The 19,351-nt window shown below is 63.5% G+C and carries 20 protein-coding genes; 17 read left to right on the forward strand and 3 right to left on the reverse strand.

The genetic code is table 11. The annotated features are described in order from the left end of the window. Positions 1-696 carry an IclR family transcriptional regulator gene (locus IC761_RS10050; RefSeq protein ID WP_246791479.1) on the reverse strand — a complete coding sequence of 232 codons (696 nt, stop codon included), beginning with the start codon at positions 694-696 and terminating at the stop codon, positions 1-3. Positions 697-902: 206 nt separating this feature from the next. On the opposite strand from IC761_RS10050, the gene IC761_RS10055 reads away from it, so the two are divergent. The 11 genes from IC761_RS10055 (at position 903) to IC761_RS10105 (ending at position 12,206) form a co-directional block, all read left to right on the forward strand. Beyond that, entirely contained in the window at positions 903-1,265 is a 363-nt protein-coding gene (locus IC761_RS10055) for a VOC family protein (RefSeq protein ID WP_195803088.1), read from the forward strand. A 38-nt stretch (positions 1,266-1,303) separates the two neighbouring features. After that, positions 1,304-2,332, forward strand: coding sequence for an LLM class flavin-dependent oxidoreductase (locus IC761_RS10060; RefSeq protein ID WP_195803089.1), 1,029 nt, complete (start codon positions 1,304-1,306; stop codon positions 2,330-2,332). 17 nt (positions 2,333-2,349) lie between these two features. Then, entirely contained in the window at positions 2,350-3,450 is a 1,101-nt protein-coding gene (locus tag IC761_RS10065) for a flavin reductase (RefSeq protein ID WP_195803090.1), read from the forward strand. A 48-nt stretch (positions 3,451-3,498) separates the two neighbouring features. Then, positions 3,499-4,329 carry an alpha/beta fold hydrolase gene (locus IC761_RS10070; RefSeq protein WP_195803091.1) on the forward strand — a complete coding sequence of 277 codons (831 nt, stop codon included), beginning with the start codon at positions 3,499-3,501 and terminating at the stop codon, positions 4,327-4,329. A gap of 39 nt (positions 4,330-4,368) precedes the next feature. Further along, on the forward strand, positions 4,369-5,733 hold the full coding sequence (locus tag IC761_RS10075) for an MFS transporter (RefSeq protein WP_195803092.1): 1,365 nt from the start codon (positions 4,369-4,371) through the stop codon (positions 5,731-5,733). A gap of 1 nt (position 5,734) precedes the next feature. Then, positions 5,735-6,523 carry an enoyl-CoA hydratase/isomerase family protein gene (locus IC761_RS10080; RefSeq protein WP_195803093.1) on the forward strand — a complete coding sequence of 263 codons (789 nt, stop codon included), beginning with the start codon at positions 5,735-5,737 and terminating at the stop codon, positions 6,521-6,523. A 75-nt stretch (positions 6,524-6,598) separates the two neighbouring features. Beyond that, entirely contained in the window at positions 6,599-6,847 is a 249-nt protein-coding gene (locus IC761_RS10085) for a type 2 periplasmic-binding domain-containing protein (protein ID WP_195804899.1), read from the forward strand. A 233-nt stretch (positions 6,848-7,080) separates the two neighbouring features. Continuing rightward, positions 7,081-8,796: a CocE/NonD family hydrolase gene (locus IC761_RS10090; RefSeq protein ID WP_195803094.1), complete on the forward strand. Its 1,716-nt coding sequence runs from the start codon at positions 7,081-7,083 to the stop codon at positions 8,794-8,796. Positions 8,797-8,823: 27 nt separating this feature from the next. After that, positions 8,824-9,609, forward strand: a complete 786-nt coding sequence (locus tag IC761_RS10095) for an enoyl-CoA hydratase/isomerase family protein (RefSeq protein ID WP_195803095.1) — start codon at positions 8,824-8,826, stop codon at positions 9,607-9,609. A gap of 54 nt (positions 9,610-9,663) precedes the next feature. Beyond that, positions 9,664-11,346 carry an AMP-binding protein gene (locus tag IC761_RS10100; protein ID WP_195803096.1) on the forward strand — a complete coding sequence of 561 codons (1,683 nt, stop codon included), beginning with the start codon at positions 9,664-9,666 and terminating at the stop codon, positions 11,344-11,346. Between the two features lie 155 nt (positions 11,347-11,501). Then, positions 11,502-12,206, forward strand: coding sequence for a TetR/AcrR family transcriptional regulator (locus tag IC761_RS10105; protein ID WP_195803097.1), 705 nt, complete (start codon positions 11,502-11,504; stop codon positions 12,204-12,206). 41 nt (positions 12,207-12,247) lie between these two features. Here the strand turns inward: IC761_RS10105 and IC761_RS10110 are convergent, their stop codons facing one another. Then, on the reverse strand, positions 12,248-12,430 hold the full coding sequence (locus tag IC761_RS10110; protein ID WP_195803098.1) for a hypothetical protein: 183 nt from the start codon (positions 12,428-12,430) through the stop codon (positions 12,248-12,250). A 25-nt stretch (positions 12,431-12,455) separates the two neighbouring features. Beyond that, a complete protein-coding gene (locus IC761_RS10115) occupies positions 12,456-13,214 on the reverse strand; it encodes an SDR family NAD(P)-dependent oxidoreductase (protein WP_195803099.1) in 759 nt (252 codons plus the stop codon). 160 nt (positions 13,215-13,374) lie between these two features. Here IC761_RS10115 and IC761_RS10120 point away from each other — a divergent pair, with 160 nt between their 5' ends. The 6 genes from IC761_RS10120 to IC761_RS10145 are packed head-to-tail and all read left to right on the forward strand — an operon-like array spanning position 13,375 to position 19,240. After that, positions 13,375-14,634, forward strand: coding sequence for an extracellular solute-binding protein (locus tag IC761_RS10120; protein ID WP_195803100.1), 1,260 nt, complete (start codon positions 13,375-13,377; stop codon positions 14,632-14,634). 2 nt (positions 14,635-14,636) lie between these two features. Beyond that, the gene (locus IC761_RS10125; RefSeq protein WP_195803101.1) at positions 14,637-15,578 is read left to right on the forward strand and encodes a carbohydrate ABC transporter permease; all 942 of its coding nucleotides are present in this window, start codon (positions 14,637-14,639) and stop codon (positions 15,576-15,578) included. After that, positions 15,571-16,419, forward strand: a complete 849-nt coding sequence (locus IC761_RS10130) for a carbohydrate ABC transporter permease (RefSeq protein WP_195803102.1) — start codon at positions 15,571-15,573, stop codon at positions 16,417-16,419. The genes IC761_RS10125 and IC761_RS10130 overlap by 8 nt, the downstream gene beginning before the upstream one ends. 22 nt (positions 16,420-16,441) lie before the next feature. After that, complete coding sequence (locus IC761_RS10135; RefSeq protein ID WP_195803103.1) at positions 16,442-17,539, forward strand: Gfo/Idh/MocA family protein; 1,098 nt, start codon at positions 16,442-16,444, stop codon at positions 17,537-17,539. 10 nt (positions 17,540-17,549) lie between these two features. Further along, entirely contained in the window at positions 17,550-18,194 is a 645-nt protein-coding gene (locus IC761_RS10140; protein WP_195803104.1) for a ThuA domain-containing protein, read from the forward strand. Continuing rightward, positions 18,191-19,240, forward strand: coding sequence for a LacI family DNA-binding transcriptional regulator (locus tag IC761_RS10145; protein ID WP_195803105.1), 1,050 nt, complete (start codon positions 18,191-18,193; stop codon positions 19,238-19,240). Before IC761_RS10140 ends, IC761_RS10145 begins: the two co-directional genes overlap by 4 nt. Positions 19,241-19,351 lie beyond the last annotated feature (111 nt).

A 19,351-nucleotide genomic window follows, 5' to 3' on the forward strand; every position in this document is an offset into this window, starting at 1 on the left:
TCAGTCGCGTAGGTCGGTCTTGCCTCCGAGGGATTGTGTCGCGCGGGAGGCGCTGGCGAGCAGCGCCTTCACGTGATCGCTCGAGGGCTCGACTTTCATGGAGGCGCGCGTGCCGGCGAGGCTGAGCGTGAAGCGAACATCGCCGTTCCAGTCCACGATCGGCGCGGCGATCGAAACATAGCCATCGAGGTCGGACCGGGTGATGGTGGTGTAGCCCCTTCGCTTGAGCTCCCGCACGGCATCTTCTCGGAATTTGCCGATATCGGGCTTGCCACCGAACATCGCGCCCCACTCCTGCTCGATCAGATGTGTCGTCACGCCCGCCGGCAGCCGGGCCGCATAGATCTTCCCCGCCGCAGAACCGAGCATCGGGATCAGCCCGGTGCGAAATTCGAACGCGCCGCGCTGATCGCCGTCCTGCTTGAACAGGCTGAGTGGGCCGTCATCGGTCCAGGTGGTGACGGCCGCGCTGCGCCTGGTCATGTCGCGCAGATTGGTGACCTCGCGGCGGACGATCTCGAAACCGTCGATCTGCTGGATCGCGCTGACGCCGAGCGAGAGCGCCGCAGGTCCGAGGCGATAGTGGCCAGGCTTCTCGTCCGCGGCGGCAAGCCCGATCCTGACGAGGCTCACGAGATAGTTATTCGCGGCGCTCGTCGTGAGATCGGCCAGAGGCGCGATGTCCTTGAGAGCCATTGCCTGCTGGCTCGTCTGCATAACGCTCAGAATCCGAAAGGCAATTTCCACCGACTGAATGCCTCGGCGCGGCTTCTTCTCCAGCATCTGCTTCCTTCGACTGGTTCAGCGATTGGAATCGAGATTGACACAAATGAAAGTCGAGAGCAGTATACAACAATACAACATATATACAACAGTGTTGAATATAGGAAAAGGAGGAAAAGATGCCTTTCGGGGCCGTCCGCAGCATCTACACGGTCGTCAATGACATGGACCGCATGCAGGCCTTCTACGCAGAGGCGCTGGAGTTGCCGCGGGCATTTCGCGATCACGACAACTGGTGCCAGTTCAAGGCCGGGCCGGTCGTGTTCGCCCTGAGCTCGGCTGCCGAGGCGGCCAAGGACGCGCGCGGCAGCGTGATCGTGTTCGACGCAACCGATGTGGGGCCGGTCGCGGCGCGGATCGAACGGTTTGGCGGACGGCATCTCGCAAGCCGCGACATGGGCGCGCACGGCAGCGTCGCCACCTTCGCCGATCCCGAGGGCAATCTGTTTCAGCTTCACGTCCGGCCGGGCCGCTCGGTCTGACCCGGCTGCGCATATCGAATCCAACGAGGAGACTCATCATGAAATTCGGCGTCTTCGATCAGAATGACCGTTCGGGCCTACCGCTGGCGGAGCAGTACGAGAACCGTCTTGCGCTCGCCGAGCTCTACGACCGTCTCGGCTTCCATTGCTTCCATATGAGCGAGCATCACGGCACGCCGCTGAGCATGACGCCGTCGCCCAGCGTGTGGATGGCTGCCCTGTCGCAGCGGACCAAGAAGTTGAGGCTATGCCCGCTCGTCTATCTGTTGCCGACCTACAATCCCGCGCGCCTTTACGAAGAGATCTGCATGCTCGATCATCTGAGTGGCGGGCGGTTCGAGTTCGGGATTGGGCGCGGTGCTTCGCCGCATGAACTCGACGCGCTCGGCATCGACTCCACGAAGGCCGCGAAGATGTATGCGGAGGCCTTCGATGCGATCCAGCGCTGCATCACGCAGGATTCCGTCACGACGACGGGCGAGTTCTGGAACCTCAACGACTATGCGGTGGAGATGAAGCCGCTTCAGCGGCCGCGTCCGCCGATGTGGTACGCGGTCGGCTCGCCGGACTCCGTGGTCTGGCCGGCACACAACGGTTTGAACGTGGTCTGCGGCGGGCAGGTATCGCGCGTGCGCGCGATTTCGGATCGCTACCGCAAGGAGATGGCTGCGGCCGGTCTCCGGGGCAACGGCTCGCCGCTGATTGGCGTCAATCGCTACATCATCGTCGGCGAGACCGATCGCGAAGCGCAGGAACTGGGACGAAAGGCCTGGCCGTCGTTCTACGACAACTTCATCAAGCTCTGGCGCAAGCACGGGACGCAACCGGTCAACGCGAAGCTGCCGCCGTCATTCGACCAACTCGTCGAATCCGGACATGCGATTGCCGGCTCGGCCCGAACGGTGACGCAAGTTCTGTCGGACCAGGTCGCGCTTGGCGGACTGAACTACGTGATCGGAAGCTTCATGTTCGGGACCATGCCGCACGCGGAAGCCGCTGCCTCGATCCTCCGCTTTGCCGAGCATGTCATGCCGGCCGTGGAAGCGGCGGAAGCGGTTGCCGCATGAACGCAAGGAGATGAAAAATGCCGGATGCTCCTCTGTTCGACAGCCGCGATCTGCGGCGCGTGCTCGGAACCTTCGTGACGGGGGTGACGGTCGTCACCACCAGCGACGACGAAGGTCAATTTCACGGCGTGACCGCTAATTCGTTCAGCTCGGTATCGCTCGACCCTCCGCTGGTTCTCTGGAGCCAGGCGGTGAAGAGCCATAGTCATTCGGCATTCTTCAAGGCTGAACGCTTCGCGGTGAATATCCTGGCCGAGGACCAGATCGAGCTGTCCAAACGATTCGCGAAATCCTCGCATGAGAAGTTCGCGGGCATCGATGTCGATATCGGCGCTGGCGGCGTACCGCTGCTCCGCGACTGCAGTGCCCGGCTCGAGTGTCGGGTCGTGTCGCGCGTGCCGGGCGGCGACCACACGATCTATGTCGGCGAGGTGCTCGCGATCGATCAAGCCGAGCGGAAGCCGCTCGTCTTCGGCAATGGTCGATATCTGCTGGCGGATCCCCACGACATGGCCGACGGCGCGTCGTCGCCCGATCGCAGAAACGCTCAGCTCACGGCGATGCGGCTCGGCACACGTGCGATCGAGCGCCTGGTCAGACGGTTCGACGAGACGATGGCGCTTGCCGTCTGGGGCGCCCATGGTCCGACGATCACCCATTGGGAGCCGGCATCCGCTCCGGTGAGCGAAGCGCTTCCCCTGGGGTTGATCCTCCCGGTCGCATCGACGGCGACCGGTCTAGCCTTTGCTGCACATCTTTCTCCTGAAGCTATCGCCCAGACGACTTTGCCAGATCAAGATGCGGGGGCCAGAGAGGGCGATTGGAACGAACGCCTCGCAGAGGTGCGGCGGCAAGGGCTCGCGAGACAAGGGCTGGAGACCTTCTATCGTAGCGAGACGCTGATCAACGCGCTCAGCGCGCCCGTGCTCGATGCGGATGGCCGGGCGGTGCTGGCCCTGACCGCGGTGGGCGAGGCGAGCCGGTTTCGCGCCGATCTCGACGGAGAGTTCGCTCGCGCCTTGCGCGAGACGGCAAAAGACCTGTCGCAACGGCTTGGCTATGAAGCCGGGAATTCTCGCGAGCCGGCCCGACGCCTCGCGCTTGCGGTCGGAGCTTGAGCGATGGCCGAATTGTCCCCGCTCGATACCGAGCTGCTTGCGCAGGATTTGCCCGCGCTCGCCCGGGCCGACGTTGTGTCGTCGGTCTTCTCCGGGCAGCGGGGCCAGATGGAATATCGTTCCGCTGGAAATCCGAGCAATCCTGCGGTGCTGATGCTTCATGGGCTGGGCTCCAGTTCGGCAGGATACCGCGCCCAATTCGCCGGGTTGTCGCGTGATTTTCACGTCATCGCCTGGAACGCGCCCGGCTTTGGCCGCAGCTCGCCGATCCCGGGGCAGGACGCTGATATCGATGGCTATACAAACGCGCTGGAAGGTTTACTGCGTGCGCTCGGCGTGCGACGGCTGGCGGCTCTGGTTGGCAGCTCCTGGGGGAGCGTCGTGGCGCTGGCCTTTGCGCGACGATATCCCTCGCTGATCGGCAGCCTTGTTCTTTCGGCGCCCAACGCTGCCAGAGGTCACATCACCGGTGAGGCCCGCGATGCCGAGCTGAATGCGTGGCTTCGTATGGCGGATGTCGACATCCTGGTGTCGCGCGCGGCGATCGCGAACAGGCTCGTCGCCCCCCACACGCCGGCTCAGGTCAGGCAGCATGTCGAATGCTTGCGCGATGGGATGACGACCGATGGCTGGCGTCAGGCGATCCGCTCGCTGTTCACGGTCTACACACCCGACATCATCGCAGCGGTTAAGTCCCCGATCGCCATCCTCTCCGGCACCCTCGACCAGGTCGCGCCATATCGAGATCACGCCGGGCGGCTCCTTGCCGCGGCGCCGTCGGCTATGGCGCATTCGTTCGAGGATTGCGGTCACATTCTCAAGCTCGAAGCTCCCTCGAAATTCAACGCGGTCGTTCGCGAGATGGCCGCTCAAGCGTGAAGGGAAGCGGGCGCAGTTGCGCCGGGAGGAAGGAAACGCATGGTAGCCGAACAGGAAGTCGAGCGGCCCAATCGAGGGCATTGGTGGTTGGCGGCTGTCCTTTGTCTCGTGAATGCCGTTGCGTTCATCGATCGCGCGGCACTGCCGTTGCTGGTGCAGCCGATCAAGCGCGACCTCCAGATATCCGACACGCTGATGAGCTTCCTGATCGGGGCTGCCTTTATCATTACCTACTCCGTCGGAGGCTGGTTCGTCGGCATCCTTGTCGATCGTTTCCCGCGACGACGGATCCTGGCTATGGGTATCGCTGTGTGGGGCATATCGACGATGTTCTGCGGCTCCGTCACGACTTACGCAGGTCTCTTTCTTGGCCGCTGCGGCGTCGGTGCCGGCGAAGCAACCTGCGGACCTTCGAGCATGTCGCTCGTCAGGGATGCATTCCATCCCCGCTTTCGGGGGCGCGCGGTTGCGATCTGGGCGATGGGGGCGAGCGTCGGCGGCGGGTTGGCGCTGCTAGGCGGCGGAGCGATCCTTCACTTCGTGGGAGAGAGCGGAAGCTACGTTCTTCCCTTGCTGGGAGTCTCGGTTCGCTCATGGCAGCTCGTTCTGATCGCGTGCGGGGCGATCGCGCTCCCGGTCGCCTTGCTCGTCTACACGTTCAAGGAGCCGGCGCGACGGTCGGTTAGCACGGATAAACCCATCGCGCTCAAGGACGCCTTCGAAGCTGTTCGTGATCGATGGCTTGTCTTCGTTCCGCTGTTTCTGGCGAACGCCGCAACGATCATGTTGTCGGTCGGATACTCGTCCTGGATACCGGCCTTTCTCGGGCGGGTATGGAAGATCCCGGCCGGCGAGATCGGCCTGACCTATGGTCTCATCGTCCTGTTTCTCAGCACCGCCAGCCAGTTCATCGCCGGCTTTCTCGTCGACGCGGTCTATCGGAGGTACGGGTTGCCGGCGGTCCCGGCCCTCGGCGTTGCGATCTCCGCGCTGATCTTCCTTCCAGCGGTCTTTGTTCCGGCCGCAGGTTCCATCGTCTCGGTCTGGATGCTGCTCGCCGTCTTCAATCTGCTGGCCGCGAGCCTCTTCACCATCGGAACATCGACGATCGTGCATTTGTCGTCCGGAGCCGCGATCGGAAAGATCACGGCAGTCCATTTCGCCTGGGTCGGCATTACCGGAACGGCGATCGCGCCGACACTGGTGGCCGTCGTCGCCGAGCAACTTTTCCAGGGAGTTCTGGGATCGGCTCTCTCGACTGTCGGCGGAGCGCTGGCGGCGCTCGGCGGGCTGTGTCTCCTCGTCGTGTACTGGCAACTGCGACCGGGCGATACCGTTTCGTCGCTGGCGCGAGACGGCCTAGGGAATTCATCTTTGCTCGACAAACCCATCCCAGGAGGTTGACATGCAAGTGATCAAATTCGAACAGACGGACGCCGTCGGCCACATCGTGCTGGCCAATCCACCGAAGAATCTCATCGCCTCGGCCTTCTCGAACGACCTCAAGCAGGCTGTTCATGAAGCCAGCGAAAGCGACATTCGGGTGCTGTTGGTCCGCGCGGAAGGCCCCAATTTCAGCCAGGGCGGCGACGTGCTCGACTTCCTGGAGAAGAACACCAATCAATTCCGCACCTTCATCGCCGAATGCAATCGTTCGTTCCGTGCGATCGAGGCCTTGCAGGTCCCGACCGTCGCGGCGGTTCGAGGCGCGGCATATGGCGGCGCCTTTGAGCTTGCTCTGGCTTGCGACTTCATCGTTGTGGCGGACGACGCCGTCTTTCGCTGCATCGAGGCATCGGTGGGATCCGCGCCGGTCGCCGGTGCAGTGCAACGATTGGCGGAGCGCATCGGCCGTTCGCGCGCGGCACGCTATGCCATGCTGTGCGAGCCGATGTCGGGCGTCACTGCCGGCCAATTGGGTATCGCGACATCGGTCGTGCCCGCGGAGGAAGTCGAGGCGGTGGCGTTGAAATTCGCGCAGGACCTGTCGACGGGCCCCACGCGATCCTATGCGGCGATACGAACCCTGTTGAAGGCGTGGTCGGGCGGCGGCGTTCCGTCCGCCGATGCGGTGATCCTGGACGTCACGATGGCGCTTCACAACTCGGAGGATGCGCGACGCGGCCGCACGTCTCGCGCGGAGGCCATCAAGGAGGGGATCGAGCCGCCGAAGGTCGTCTTCACCGGCCGGTGAGGATGATCGAGAGGCGCGGAATCCTCCTCATCTGCCCGAGCAGTTCGGATCGCGAGGAAGGACTGGCGAGTAACGGTGCGCGACTTCAACGATCTCCGGTTCTTTGCCGCGGTGGTCCTCAAACGCGACCAATCGCCGCGTCGACCTGATTCACGAAGCGTCGATGTCGCGATCCGCGTGCGGGAACGTCTCGATACCGATGCGGACATGCAAGTGAAATGGATCGGCGTCAGCCGGCGGATCCTTGTTGCGAGCCCGAGCCTGCTGGCAAAGGTGGGCGCAGCCAGAGAAGGACGCACGAACGTCCCGCATTGCGCGGCATAGCGTGTCGCGCGAGTGCCTACTGGCATTCACTGTCCTGCAGAATGCGTCGTCCCACGACCGGCTCCGGAGACGGCGAATATTATACTTTACGATCGTAAAGGTAAGTGGCATAATCCGTCTGGTCGGGATCGAGCGCTTGGTTCTCCATCCGCCGACAGCGTCAAACGTCGACCGAAAGTGTCGCGAAAAGCCGGGGTGAAACGATGGTCGAGGAACGGGACATCAGCGTTGCCATGAGAGACGGCACTCGGCTCGCCGTCGACGTGTATCGTCCGGACGTATCGGGCAAATACCCGGTGCTGTACGCGTCAGCACTGCACAACAAGGATATCCAGGGGCCCGACATCGCGGACATCTTGCCGCCGCAGCCGGCTCATGCGCCGCTGTGGTTCGGACCGATCGAGGCGGGCGACACACGGCGTTTCATCGCCAATGGCTATGTGCATGTGATCGGGCAGCCGAGAGGATCGGCCAAGTCGGAAGGCCATTACGGCCACGAAGACACCGACCATTACGATACGATCGAATGGATCACGCAGCAGCCTTGGTCGAACGGCAAGGTGGGCATGGTCGGCATTTCCGGCTACGCCGGCGAGCAATGGCGCGCCGCCGCGCAGGGGCATCCCGCACTAAAAGCCATCTTCCCTTACGACGCATGCAGCGCCTACGGCGGCATGTTCGGCTTCCGCGACTTCAATCCCGGCGGCGTGCTGCACACCTTCCCGTATCTGCTTGACGTGTTCAGCACCGTTCATGAATCGCGGGACCGGCCCGCGGAGCTTCCTGCCGCGGAGGAAGAGCTGTGGCGCCGCGCGATGCGGAATCCGGACTTCAAGCAGTACATCAATCTCTACAACATCCTGACCCAGAAGGGGCAGCGGACCTTCATCATGTATCTCATGATGACGCATCCCTGGGAGCTCGACGGAACCGTCGAGCGCGCGGAGGAGATATTCAAGAAGATCAAAATCCCGTTCTACACCGGCTCAGGCGCCTACGCTTACACCTACAAGCTCCACTGGCTCGGCGCGCAGCACTATTTCCGGAACGTCGATGCGCCGAAGAAGCTGCTGTTCACCGGACCGGCGCATCTCGAGCGACCATTCCATCAATATCACGACGAGATCATTCGCTGGTACGACCATTGGCTGAAGGGGCAGGATACCGGCATCATGAACGACCCGCCGGTGCGCTACTGGCTGATGGGCGCCAATGAGTGGCGAACCGGTGCGGATTGGCCGCTGCCGGAGACCCAGTGGACGAAATACTATCTCTCCCACTGGGAAGGCCTCTCGACTGAGCCGCCGCGACCGGCCATCGAGCTTGGCGCAGCAGCACGCGAGCCGGATGTCTTCACGCAGATGCCGGTCACGCGGACGACGAAGGTCGAGCGGCTGCGTTACATGACAGAGCCTTTGCCGCATGACGTCACGGTGGCCGGCCCGATCACGCTCACGCTCCACGCAGCGATCGATCAGGAGGACACCAATTGGATCGTCGTTCTCAAGGACGTCGGCCCCGACGTTTCCGTTCGCACCGCCCGCGAAGGCGAGCGCGACGTTCCCTCGACCTTGCCCGAACGGGAGCTGACGCGAGGCTGGCTGAAGGCCTCCTACCGGGCACTCGATGAGAAGCGTTCAAAGCCCTGGGAGCCGTTCCACAAGCTCACGCGCGAGGCGATCTCTCCCGTGAAGCCGGGCGAAGCGGTCGAGTACCAGATCCAGATTCTCGCCACCGCGAACCAGTTCAAGGCCGGACACCGGATTTGCCTCGACATCGCGTCCATGGATGTTCCGACCGGCACGGGGGCGATGACCAATGTCGAATACATCCCGTACCACGTTTGCAGCAGCAAGGCCGTGACCCACAGGATCTACCGGGACGCGGAGCGGCCCTCGCATTTGCTGCTGCCCATCATTCCACAGTCGAACGATCGCCGTACGGTATGACCGTCGGCGTACAGGAGGAAGCTTGCCATGACGATCCGATTTGAACGCGACGGCGCCGTCGGCAGCATCGTGCTCGCCAACCCACCCTTCAACCGTCTTGACCTGCGCTTTACCGAGGCCCTGCGGATCGCAGTGCACCAGGCCGGCATCAGCGACATCCGCGCGCTCGTCATCCGTGCAGAGGGACCACACTTCTCCTTCGGCGGCGAGGTGCGCGAATGGCCGGGCAAAGACGTCAACTGGTTCAGGACGTTTGTGGCCGAGGTCAACGTCTCCTACCGCGCCATCGAAATGCTGAAGATTCCGACCGTCGCAGTGGTGCAGGGTGTCGCGTTCGGCGGCGGCTTTGAGCTGGCGCTGGCCTGCGATTTCCTCATCGCCGCGGAAAGTGCGACGCTACGCTGCGTCGAGGTCACCACGGCGATGCTGCCGATCGCGGGCGCCCTCCAGCGGATCGCCGAGCGCGCCGGCCGGGCGCGTGCCTCGCGGCTTGCCATGCTCGGTGAGCCGATCTCCGGACGCGAGGCGGGGCAACTCGGAATCGCGACCCATGTGGTGCCCGAGACCGAGCTCGCGGCGACGGCTGCGGCACTGACGCAACAGCTCGCCGCCGGGCCGACCCGATCCTATGCCGCGACGCGCACGCTTCTGAAGGCATGGTCGAGCGGCGGCGTGGCAGCGGCAGACCTCGTGATGCTCGATGTTGCGATGGAGCTCTATGACGGCGCCGATGCGCAGCGCGGCTTCGCCAATACGGCAGCGGCCTTCGACAAGGACATCGAGCCGCCGACGCTCGTCTTCGAAGGAAAGTAAGCCAGCCGCGGCGCGGCTAGCGTCCGATGGCTCAGAGATGACCGGGAGGAATACGTGCCACGCGAAAGCTATGTTCATGGTAGCAGCGGACCACCCCTGATCGGGAAAACCGTTGGCGCGCTTCTGGACGAGGTGAGCGCGACCGATGGGTCTCGCGAAGCACTGGTCGTGACGCACCAGAACATTCGCTGGACCTACGCCGAGCTGAAATCGCGCTCCGATGCGTTCGCCTCGGGTCTTCTGGCTCTTGGCCTGCAGGCCGGCGACCGGGTCGGAATCTGGTCCCCGAACTGCGCGGAATGGACGATCGCGCAGTTCGCGACAGCGAAGGCCGGCCTGGTCCTCGTCAACATCAACCCCGCCTATCGCCTCAGCGAGTTGGAGCACGTCTTGCGGGCGGTGGGATGCCGGGCGCTGATATCGGCTGCCCGCTTCAAGTCCAGCGACTATGTCGCCATGATCCGCGAGCTTGTTCCGGAGCTCGCAAGCGCAAATGGTGAGCTGCATGGTGCGCGCCTTCCCGAACTGAGGCACGTGATCGCAATCGCGGGAAAGCATGAGGGTTGCCTGACGTTCGACTGGGTCATGGAACGCGGCAGGCAAGTCGGTAACGCCCGGCTCGACGCCGTGTCCGCCGCAGTCCAAATGGACGACGCCGTCAATATCCAGTTCACCAGTGGCACGACGGGACTGCCGAAGGGTGCAACCCTTTCGCATCATAACCTGATCAATAATGCTCTCTTCGTGGGTGAGACGACCGGGATCGAACCTGGTTCTCGCGTCTGCATCCCGGTGCCGCTGTATCATTGCTTCGGCATGGTGATGGGCAACCTCGGCTGCGTCACCCACGCGGCAACCATGGTCTATCCATCCGAGTCCTTCGATCCCCTGAGGACGCTCGAGACCCTGGAGGCGGAGCGATGCGACGTGCTCTATGGCGTGCCCACGATGTTCATCGCGCAGCTGAACCATCCCGAGTTCTCGCGCTTCGATCTGAGCTCGCTGCGGCGCGGAATCATGGCCGGGGCGCCATGCCCGATCGAGGTCATGAAGGAAGTGGCCTCGAAAATGCACATGAGCGAGATCACGATCGCCTACGGGATGACCGAAACCAGCCCGGTGAGCTTCCAGAGCAGTCGCGACGATCCGCTCGAGCTGCGCGTCTCAACGGTCGGAAGGATCCAGCCGCATCTCGAGGTCAAGATCGTCGATCGCCAGGGCCGGGTCCTGCCGCGGGGAGAAGCCGGCGAACTCTGTACCCGCGGCTACTCCGTCATGCTCGGCTATTGGAATGACGAAGTGCGGACCAAGGAAGCGATCGATTCGGCGGGCTGGATGCATACGGGCGACCTGGCGACGATCGACGAGGAGGGATATTGCCGCATCGTCGGACGGATCAAGGACATGGTGATCCGCGGCGGCGAGAACATCTATCCGCGTGAAGTGGAGGAGTATCTCTACCGCCATCCCCAGATTCAGGACGTCCAGGTGTTCGGCGTGCCCGACACGAAGTACGGCGAGGAGCTCTGCGCCTGGATCATCACGAAGGCCGGCACCACGCTCGACGAGGAGAACGTCCGCAAGTTCTGTCAGGATCGGATATCGCACTACAAGATCCCGCGCTACATCCGCTTCGTCGAGAATTTCCCCTCCACCGTCACTGGCAAGATCCAGAAGTTTGCCATGCGCGAAGCGATGATCGAGGAGTTCGGCCGTGCGACGAAGGTCGATGCATGAGCGGTGACGACGCCGTCGATCACGCCGAAAGACCGGAGATCGGCGAATCGACGGTCCTGGGATCGTTCTATGCGGCAAATCCCTCGTGGATTCATGACATGTCATCGACCACGTTGCTTGGCCTCAGGTCGGAAGCCATGCTAATTGACGGCCAAATGGCGAACAAAACGGGGCTGACCACCGGGCGTCGCGGGCGACCGCGCAAGAGAGCCGAACAACAGCGCTCGATCGAGACGCGAGCCGCGATCCTCGATGCTGCCATCGCGGAGTTTGCCGAGCGCGGGTTCGAAGGAGCGAGCATTCGCGCCATTGCCGATCGGCTCGGCCTGCAACATCCCCTGATCACCTATCATTTTCGCAGCAAGGATATCCTCTGGCGGGCCGCAGCGGAGCATGCGTTCGCCCAGATTCGGTCCGAATGGGATGTCTCAGCCCCCGAGGAATCGGATTTGTCGCCGCTGGCGCGGCTGCGTCAGGAGTACACGACGCTGTTCCGCTATACGGTCGCGTTTCCGGAATTTCACCGGTTCATGCGCCAGGAAACGCTCACGAACAATCCCCGGCTGAAATGGGTCGCAGAAACGGTGCTGGTGCCGCTGCTCGATCGGCTGATTCCGCAGATCGCCGCCGCCCAGAAACAGCGTCTCCTCCCGGCGGTCGATCCCATCCTGTTTCACTACATGATGGTCAGCCTGACCGCGACGCTCTCGGGCTTTGGGCCTGAAATGCAGTTCACGAGCGGACTATCCGACAAGGACCCGCAGGTCGTGGAAGCCTATTGGCGCCTAGTCAATGAGACTGTCTTTGGCGCGGATACGTGCGGCAAGGCGGCTCGCGGCAGCGACGCGCGGAAGCGCTGAGACATCGATTGGGCGCGAGGCAAATCGCGGCCGGCGGTCGCTCATGCCTGCCCGGTCACGGTCGTATCGACGGCGCGTTGCTCGGTCGCTTTGGCTCTCGCCTCTGCCGGATAACGATAGGGGCCGAGACAAAGGATCGCGGCGCTCGCGACCAGCATGAATGCGACGAAAGCCCAAAGCGCGGGACCGTAGGAATGCAGCCGCCTGAAGGCGAGTCCCATCATACCCTGGTGCGCCCACCATCCCGTCTCACACCCAGCCGCCATCGACGATGTAGTGCTGGGCGGTGCAGGCGGAGGCCTCGTCGGAGGCGAGGAAGACGGTGAAGTTCGCGACTTCGTCCGGGACGAGTCTGCGCTTCAGGCATTGTCGCTGCTGCAGTTCGATCTCGCCCGCCGGCGTCATCCATTTCTCGAGTTGGCGCTCGGTCATGATCCAGCCCGGCGCGATCGCGTTCACGCGAATATTGTAGGGCCCGTAATCGCGCGCCAGCGAGCGCGTCAGGCCGACCACGCCTGATTTGCTGGCGGTGTAGGCGGCCATGCCGCCTTGTCCCGCGATCCACGACACCGAGCCGAAGTTGATGATGGCGCCGGCATTCGCGGCCTTCATGTCCGGCAGCACGGCCTGCGACGCAAAGAACTGGTGCTTCAGATTCACCGCGATGCGGTCGTCCCAATATTCCGGCGTCATCTCCTCGGTGTTGTGCCGCTCATCGTGCGCGGCATTGTTGATGAGAACGTTGATTGCGCCATGGGCCTTGCGCGCCTCCACGACGCCGGCGCGTAACGCCGCGATATTGGTCAGGTCGACGCACTGGAAATGCGTGCCGAGACCTTGATCCGACAGCTCGCGTGCCAGGCGTTGGCCCTCATCGGCCTTGATGTCGAAGAACACGACAGTGGACTTCTGCAGTGCAAAGCGCCGCACGATCGCAGCGCCAATTCCCGATGCGCCACCGGTGACGAGAACGACCTTGCCGGCGAGGTCGGAATAGATGGCGGCCATGGGTACCTCGACTTGTTGACGGGGCGATGCGCCGCCCAACTCTCCCGCAGACCTTAACCGCTCCCCGCGCGAGGTGCATAGATCAGAATTTTAGTTGCGCACCTCAAAAATTGAAGGCAGGATTGCAGCCAAAGAATAAAAGCCGGTCGGGAGGAATGTGATGAGACTGCTCGAGAAGCTAGGACTCGCCGCTGCCGCATGCCTGCTTTGGGCTAACTCTGCCGCAGCCGACACGACGGTAAAGTGGCTGCACATCGAGGCAAATCCGGCCCAGGTGAAGATCTGGGAGGAGGTCGCGCGGGCCTATGAGGCGTCGCATCCCGGTGTAAAGGTCGAGATGCAGTTCCTCGAGAATGAGGCTTACAAGGCCAAGCTGCCGACCATCCTGCAATCCAGGGACCGGCCCAACATCATCTACAGCTGGGCCGGCGGCGTCCTGAAGACGCAGATCGAGGCCGGCGTCCTCGACGACATCACCGATTCCGTGAAGGGCTACAGCGACAGCCTCACGCCGGCGGCGCTCGCCGCCTTCACCAGCAACGGCCGCGTCTATGGCCTGCCGACCGCGCTGTCGCAGGTCGGCTTCCTCTGCAACAAGGAACTGATGGCCAAGGCGAAGGTCGATCCTGCCGGGATCAAGAGCTGGGACGATCTGCTCGCGGCGGTGAAGACGTTGAAGGCGGCCGGTGTCACCCCGATCGTGGTCGGCGGCGCCGACAAATGGCCGCTGCACTTCTACTGGACCCATCTTGCGGTGCGCATCGGCGGCAAGGCGGCATTCGACGCGGCGTTGCGCGGCGAGAATGGCGGCTTCGCCGGCGAGACCTTCCTGAAATCCGGCGAGCTGTTCAAGCAGCTCGTCGATCTCCAGCCGTTCCAGAACGGTTTTCTCGGCTTCAAGAACCCGCAGGCTGTCGGCTATTTCGGCGACGGCAAGGCGGCAATGACGCTTGCGATCAGCACGGTCTATCATTTGCAGCGCGCGCTCGCCGCCGACAAGGTCGGGCTGAGCGAAGACAAGATCTGCTGGTTCGATTTTCCGGTCGTCGCCGGCGGCAAGGGCGCGCCGACGGATACGCTCGGCGGCATCACCGGCTGGCTGATCACCAAGGGCTCGCCGAAGGAAGCCGTCGATTTCCTGAAGTACTTCATCTCGAAGGACGTGCAGACGCGGCTTGCGGCGGGCAATTTCATCATCCCGGTGGTGCAGGGCGCGGACGCCGGCCTCAACAATTCCTTCATGAAGCTGATCGCGGCCAATCTGGCGAAGTCGAACTACCATCAGAACTTCTACGACCAGAGCCTCGGCCCCTCGGTCGGCCGCGTCGTCAACGACGTCACCGCGGAGATCGCCGGCGGCAGCATGAGCCCGCAGGACGCTGCGAAAGCGATCGAAGCGGCGTGGAAGCAGGGCAATTGACGGTGGCGCGACGGATCGCGATCGTGCCGGCGATGGGCGTTGCCGGCGAGACGGTCCCGCAGGCCGCGGTCCGCGGCCCGAGCTGGGACGGCCGCTTCACCGTCCTGATTCTGTTCCTGCCGCCGGCGCTGCTGTTGTTCACGTTGTTCGTCGTGCTGCCGATCGGCGAGGCCGCCTGGTACTCGGGCTTCAACTGGAATGGGTTCGGCAAGCCGACCCACTGGATCGGCTTCGACAATTACCGCTTCGTGCTGGAGACGCGTGCCTTCTGGCTCGCGCTGCGCAACAACGGGCTGATCATCGCGGTCTCGCTCGCGATCCAGCTGCCGCTGGCGCTCACGCTGGCCTTGATGCTTGCCGAACGCTTTCGTGGAGCGGTGGCGCTGCGCATGCTGTTCTTCATGCCCTACATCCTGGCCGAGATCGCGACCGGGTTGATCTTCAGCTTCGTCTATGACGGCGACTACGGCCTCGTCGCCTCGGTCTGGCGTACCTTCGGCGCCGAGCCGCCACATCTCTTGGCCTCGACCGATACGGCGATGCTGGCGGTGCTGATCGTGATCGTCTGGAAGTATTTTGGCTTCCACATGATGCTGTTCATCGCGGCGCTCCAGGGCCTCGACAAGAGCCTGGTCGAGGCGGCGCGAATCGACGGCGCAACGCGCTCGCAAGCGCTGCGCCACGTCGTCATCCCCTTGCTCTATCCGACGATCCGGCTCTCCGTGTTCTTCGCCATCGTCGGCTCGCTGCAGCTGTTCGACCTCGTCATGCCGCTGACGCGCGGGGGGCCTGCGGATTCCTCCAACACGATGGTGAGCTTCCTCTACAACAACGGCATCTCGCGCATGCGGGTCGGCTATGGCAGCGCCATCGGTGTCATTCTGTTCGCGATCTGCGTGACGTTTGCCTTCACGTACAAGCGATGGTTCATGCGCGATGAGTAGCACCGAGACCGCCCGTGCGCCATTCGATCCCGCCGTGCTGTTCAAGACGGCGTTCCTCGCGCTCGTTGCCATCTTCGTGCTGGTGCCGCTGCTTGCGACCTTGCTCGGCGGCTTCAAATCGCTCGGCGAATTGCGGGTGAATCCGTTCGGCTGGCCCACGCACTGGGAATGGCAGAATTACGCCGACATCCTGTTCTCCGCGCGGTACTGGCAGCTCCTGCGCAACTCGCTGATCATTTCGACGCTCACGGTGACATTGACCCTGATCACAGCCTCGATGGCGGCGTTCACCTTTGCCCATGTCAGGTTCTACGGCTCATCGATGTTGCTGAGTTATTTGACGCTCGGCCTGCTGTTTCCGGCGGCGACCGCGGTGCTGCCGCTGTTCATCAAGGTGCGCGATCTCGGGCTGCTGGACACCTATTTCGGCGTTGCGCTGCCGCAAGTGGCCTTCAGCCTCGCGATGAGCGTGCTGCTGCTAAGGCGCTTCTTCAAGGACATTCCCTACGAACTGCTTGAGGCCGCGCTGGTCGATGGTTGCAGCTATGTCAAGTTCTTCCGCTACGTGACGCTGCCGTTGTCGCGGCCCATTCTCGCGACCGTCGGTACCATCACCTTCGTCAACAGCTGGAACGCCTATCTGTTGCCGCTGGTGATGCTCAACACCGATGCGCTCTATCCCTGGCCGCTCGGGATCATGGTTTACCAGGGCGAGTATTCGTCCGAATGGCACCTGATCCTGGCCTTCATCACGCTGACCATCCTGCCCACGATCATTCTCTTCCTGCTGGCGCAGAAGCACATCGTCGCCGGTCTCACCGCAGGCGCGGTCAAGGGATGAACGGTACCTCACGGAGATCACAATGAGAAAAGTCGGCATCGGAATCATCGGCTGCGGCAATATCAGCACGGCCTATCTGAAAGCGGCGCAGCGCTTCCCGGTCCTGGATATCAAGGCGCTGGCCGACATGCGGAGCGATGCTGCGAAGCGTCAGGGCGCCGCCTTCGGGCTTCCGGCGATGCGGGTCGACCAATTGCTCAAGCGCGATGACGTCGAGATCGTCATCAATCTCACGGTGCCGCTCGCCCACACCGACGTCAGCCTCGCGGTGCTGAATGCCGGGAAGCACGTTCACTCCGAGAAGCCGCTCGGGATCGACGTCGCGGAAGCCCGCAAGGTGATGGATCTCGCTGCGCAGAAGGGCCTGCGCGTCGGCTGTGCGCCCGACACGTTCCTCGGCGGTGGACACCAGACCGCACGCAAGCTGATCGACGACGGCGCCATCGGCACGCCGGTGGCGGGCAGCGCCTTCTTCGGCTGCCCCGGCCACGAGCGCTGGCATCCGGCACCGGGCTTCTACTATTTGCGCGGCGGCGGCCCGATGCTGGACATGGGCCCGTATTACATCACGGACCTCGTGCAGCTGCTCGGCCCGGTCGCGAGCGTGATGGGCTCGACCGCGCGACCGAAATCCGAACGTATCGTCACCAGCCAGCCGATGAACGGCGCGCTGATCCCGGTCGAGGTTTCGACCCATGTCGCGGGCACGCTCGAATTCGAGAGCGGCGCGGTCGTCTCGATCGCGATGAGCTTCGACGTGCCGAAGCACCGGCACGCGCCGATCGAGATCTATGGCGACACCGGCAGCATGCTGGTGCCGGACCCGAACCGCTTTGGCGGCGAGGTGCAGGTGGCGAAGACAGGTGGCGAGTGGCAGACGGTGCCGCTAACCCATGGTCATGTCGAAGGCGAATTCCGTTCCATCGGCGTCGCCGACATGGCCTCGGCGGTCCTGAACAACCGGCCGCACCGCGCCTCGGGGGCGCTCGCCTTCCATGTGCTGGAGGTGATGGAGGCGTTCCAGACCTCTGCCGACGAAGGCCGGCGCGTCAAGATCGAGAATCGCGTCGAGCGGCCGGCGATGCTGCCGGCCGGACGTGAAACCGGACAGATCGACTGAGGACAGAAACATGCGCAAGGCAATGATAGTTTGGGGCGGTTGGCCGGGACATGATCCCGATCTCTGTGCCTCGATGATCCGCGGCTGGCTCAAGGCGGAAGGCTTCGAGGTGCGGGTCGAGACCACGACGGCGGCGTTCGCCGATCCCGCGATCCACGATCTGTCGCTGATCATCCCGATCTATACCATGTCGAAGATCGAGAAGGCGGAGGCGCTCAATCTCTGTGCGGCGGTGCGTGGCGGCGTCGGGCTCGCCGGCCATCATGGCGGCATGTGCGATGCGTTCCGCGAGTCCGTCGATTACCAGTTCTTGTGCGGCGGGCAGTGGGTCGCGCATCCCGGCAACATCATCGATTACAAGGTCGACTTGACGAAGCCGGATGACCCTATCATGAAGGGTCTGAAGAGTTTCGAGCACCGTTCCGAGCAATACTACATGCATGTCGACCCCGCCAACGAGGTGTTGGCGACAACGACCTTCAGTGGCGAGCACGCACCCTGGATCGAGGGTGTGGTCATGCCCGTCGTATGGAAGAAGCGCTACGGTGCGGGCAGGGTGTTCTATTCCTCGCTCGGCCACCGGGCCTACGAGCTCGACGTACCGGAGATCCGAACGTTGATGACCCGCGGCATGCTGTGGGCAGCGCGCGAATGACGGTTGGCGCGATGCAGCCGGCCGTTCGCGCCACGCTCGAGGACGTCGCGCGAGCGGCGGGCGTTTCGCTCGCCACCGTCGATCGTGTCGTCAACCGGCGCGAGGGCGTGCGGGCCAAGACCGTCGCGCGTGTCGAGGCCGCCGTCGCCAAGCTCGGCTACCGCGCAGACGTGGCGGCCGCCCGGCTCGCGCGCGGGCAGAGCTTTCGCTTCGCCTTCGTGCTGCCGAGCGGCAGCAACAGCTTCATGACTAGCCTGACCGAACAGGTCCAGCGCACCGCGGAGTGGCTCGCCGGACAGCGCGGCTTCATCGATATCCTCCATGTCGACGTATTCGATCCGGATGTGCTCGCCGGCGCGCTGGAGAATTTGTCGCCGGCCTATCACGGCGTTGCCGTCATCGCGCTCGACCATCCAAGGGTGCGCGCCGCGATCGACGAGCTCGCCGCGCGCGGGGTCGCCGTGGTGACCCTTGTGTCGGACGCGCCGAGTTCGCGCCGCCTGCATTATGTCGGTATCGACAACCCGGCCGCAGGGCGGACTGCGGCAACGCTGATGGGACGTTTCCTCGCGGGCCGCGAGGGGACGGTTGCCGTGATCGCGGGATCGTTGTCGCTGCGCGATCACACCGAGCGGCAGTTCGGCTTCCACCAGATCCTATCCAGCGAGTATCCGAGCCTGCTCACGCTACCGGTCATCGAAGGCCGCGACGACAGCGCGCGCACGCGGGAGCTCACTGTCGCGCTGCTCGCGCGCCATGCCGATCTCCGCGGCATATACTGCTGCGGCGCCGGAAACCGCGGCATCGCCGATGCGCTCGAGGCCTCCGGTCGCGCGCGCGATGTGGTCTGGATCACTCATGAGCTCACTCAGTACACGCGGCGTTTCCTGGTTCGCGGCACGCTCGACGCCATCATCAACCAGGATCCCGGTCACGAGGCCCGGTCTGCGGCGCGTGTCCTGCTCGCGCATTGTTCGGGCGAGCCGATCAGCCCCGACCAGGAGCGCATCCGCATCGACATTTTTCTGCGGGACAATCTGCCGTGACTTCAAATGAGTGCCTGGAGGCCCACTGAGAGGCATCGAGCGCTGCCGAACTGCCACCTTGGCGAGCCGATCAGGCCGCCTGCCTCCGCGCGCCGTTTGATCTGGATCAAG

Origin of the sequence: Bradyrhizobium commune, from assembly GCF_015624505.1 — a bacterium.
Lineage (GTDB): Bacteria > Pseudomonadota > Alphaproteobacteria > Rhizobiales > Xanthobacteraceae > Bradyrhizobium > Bradyrhizobium commune.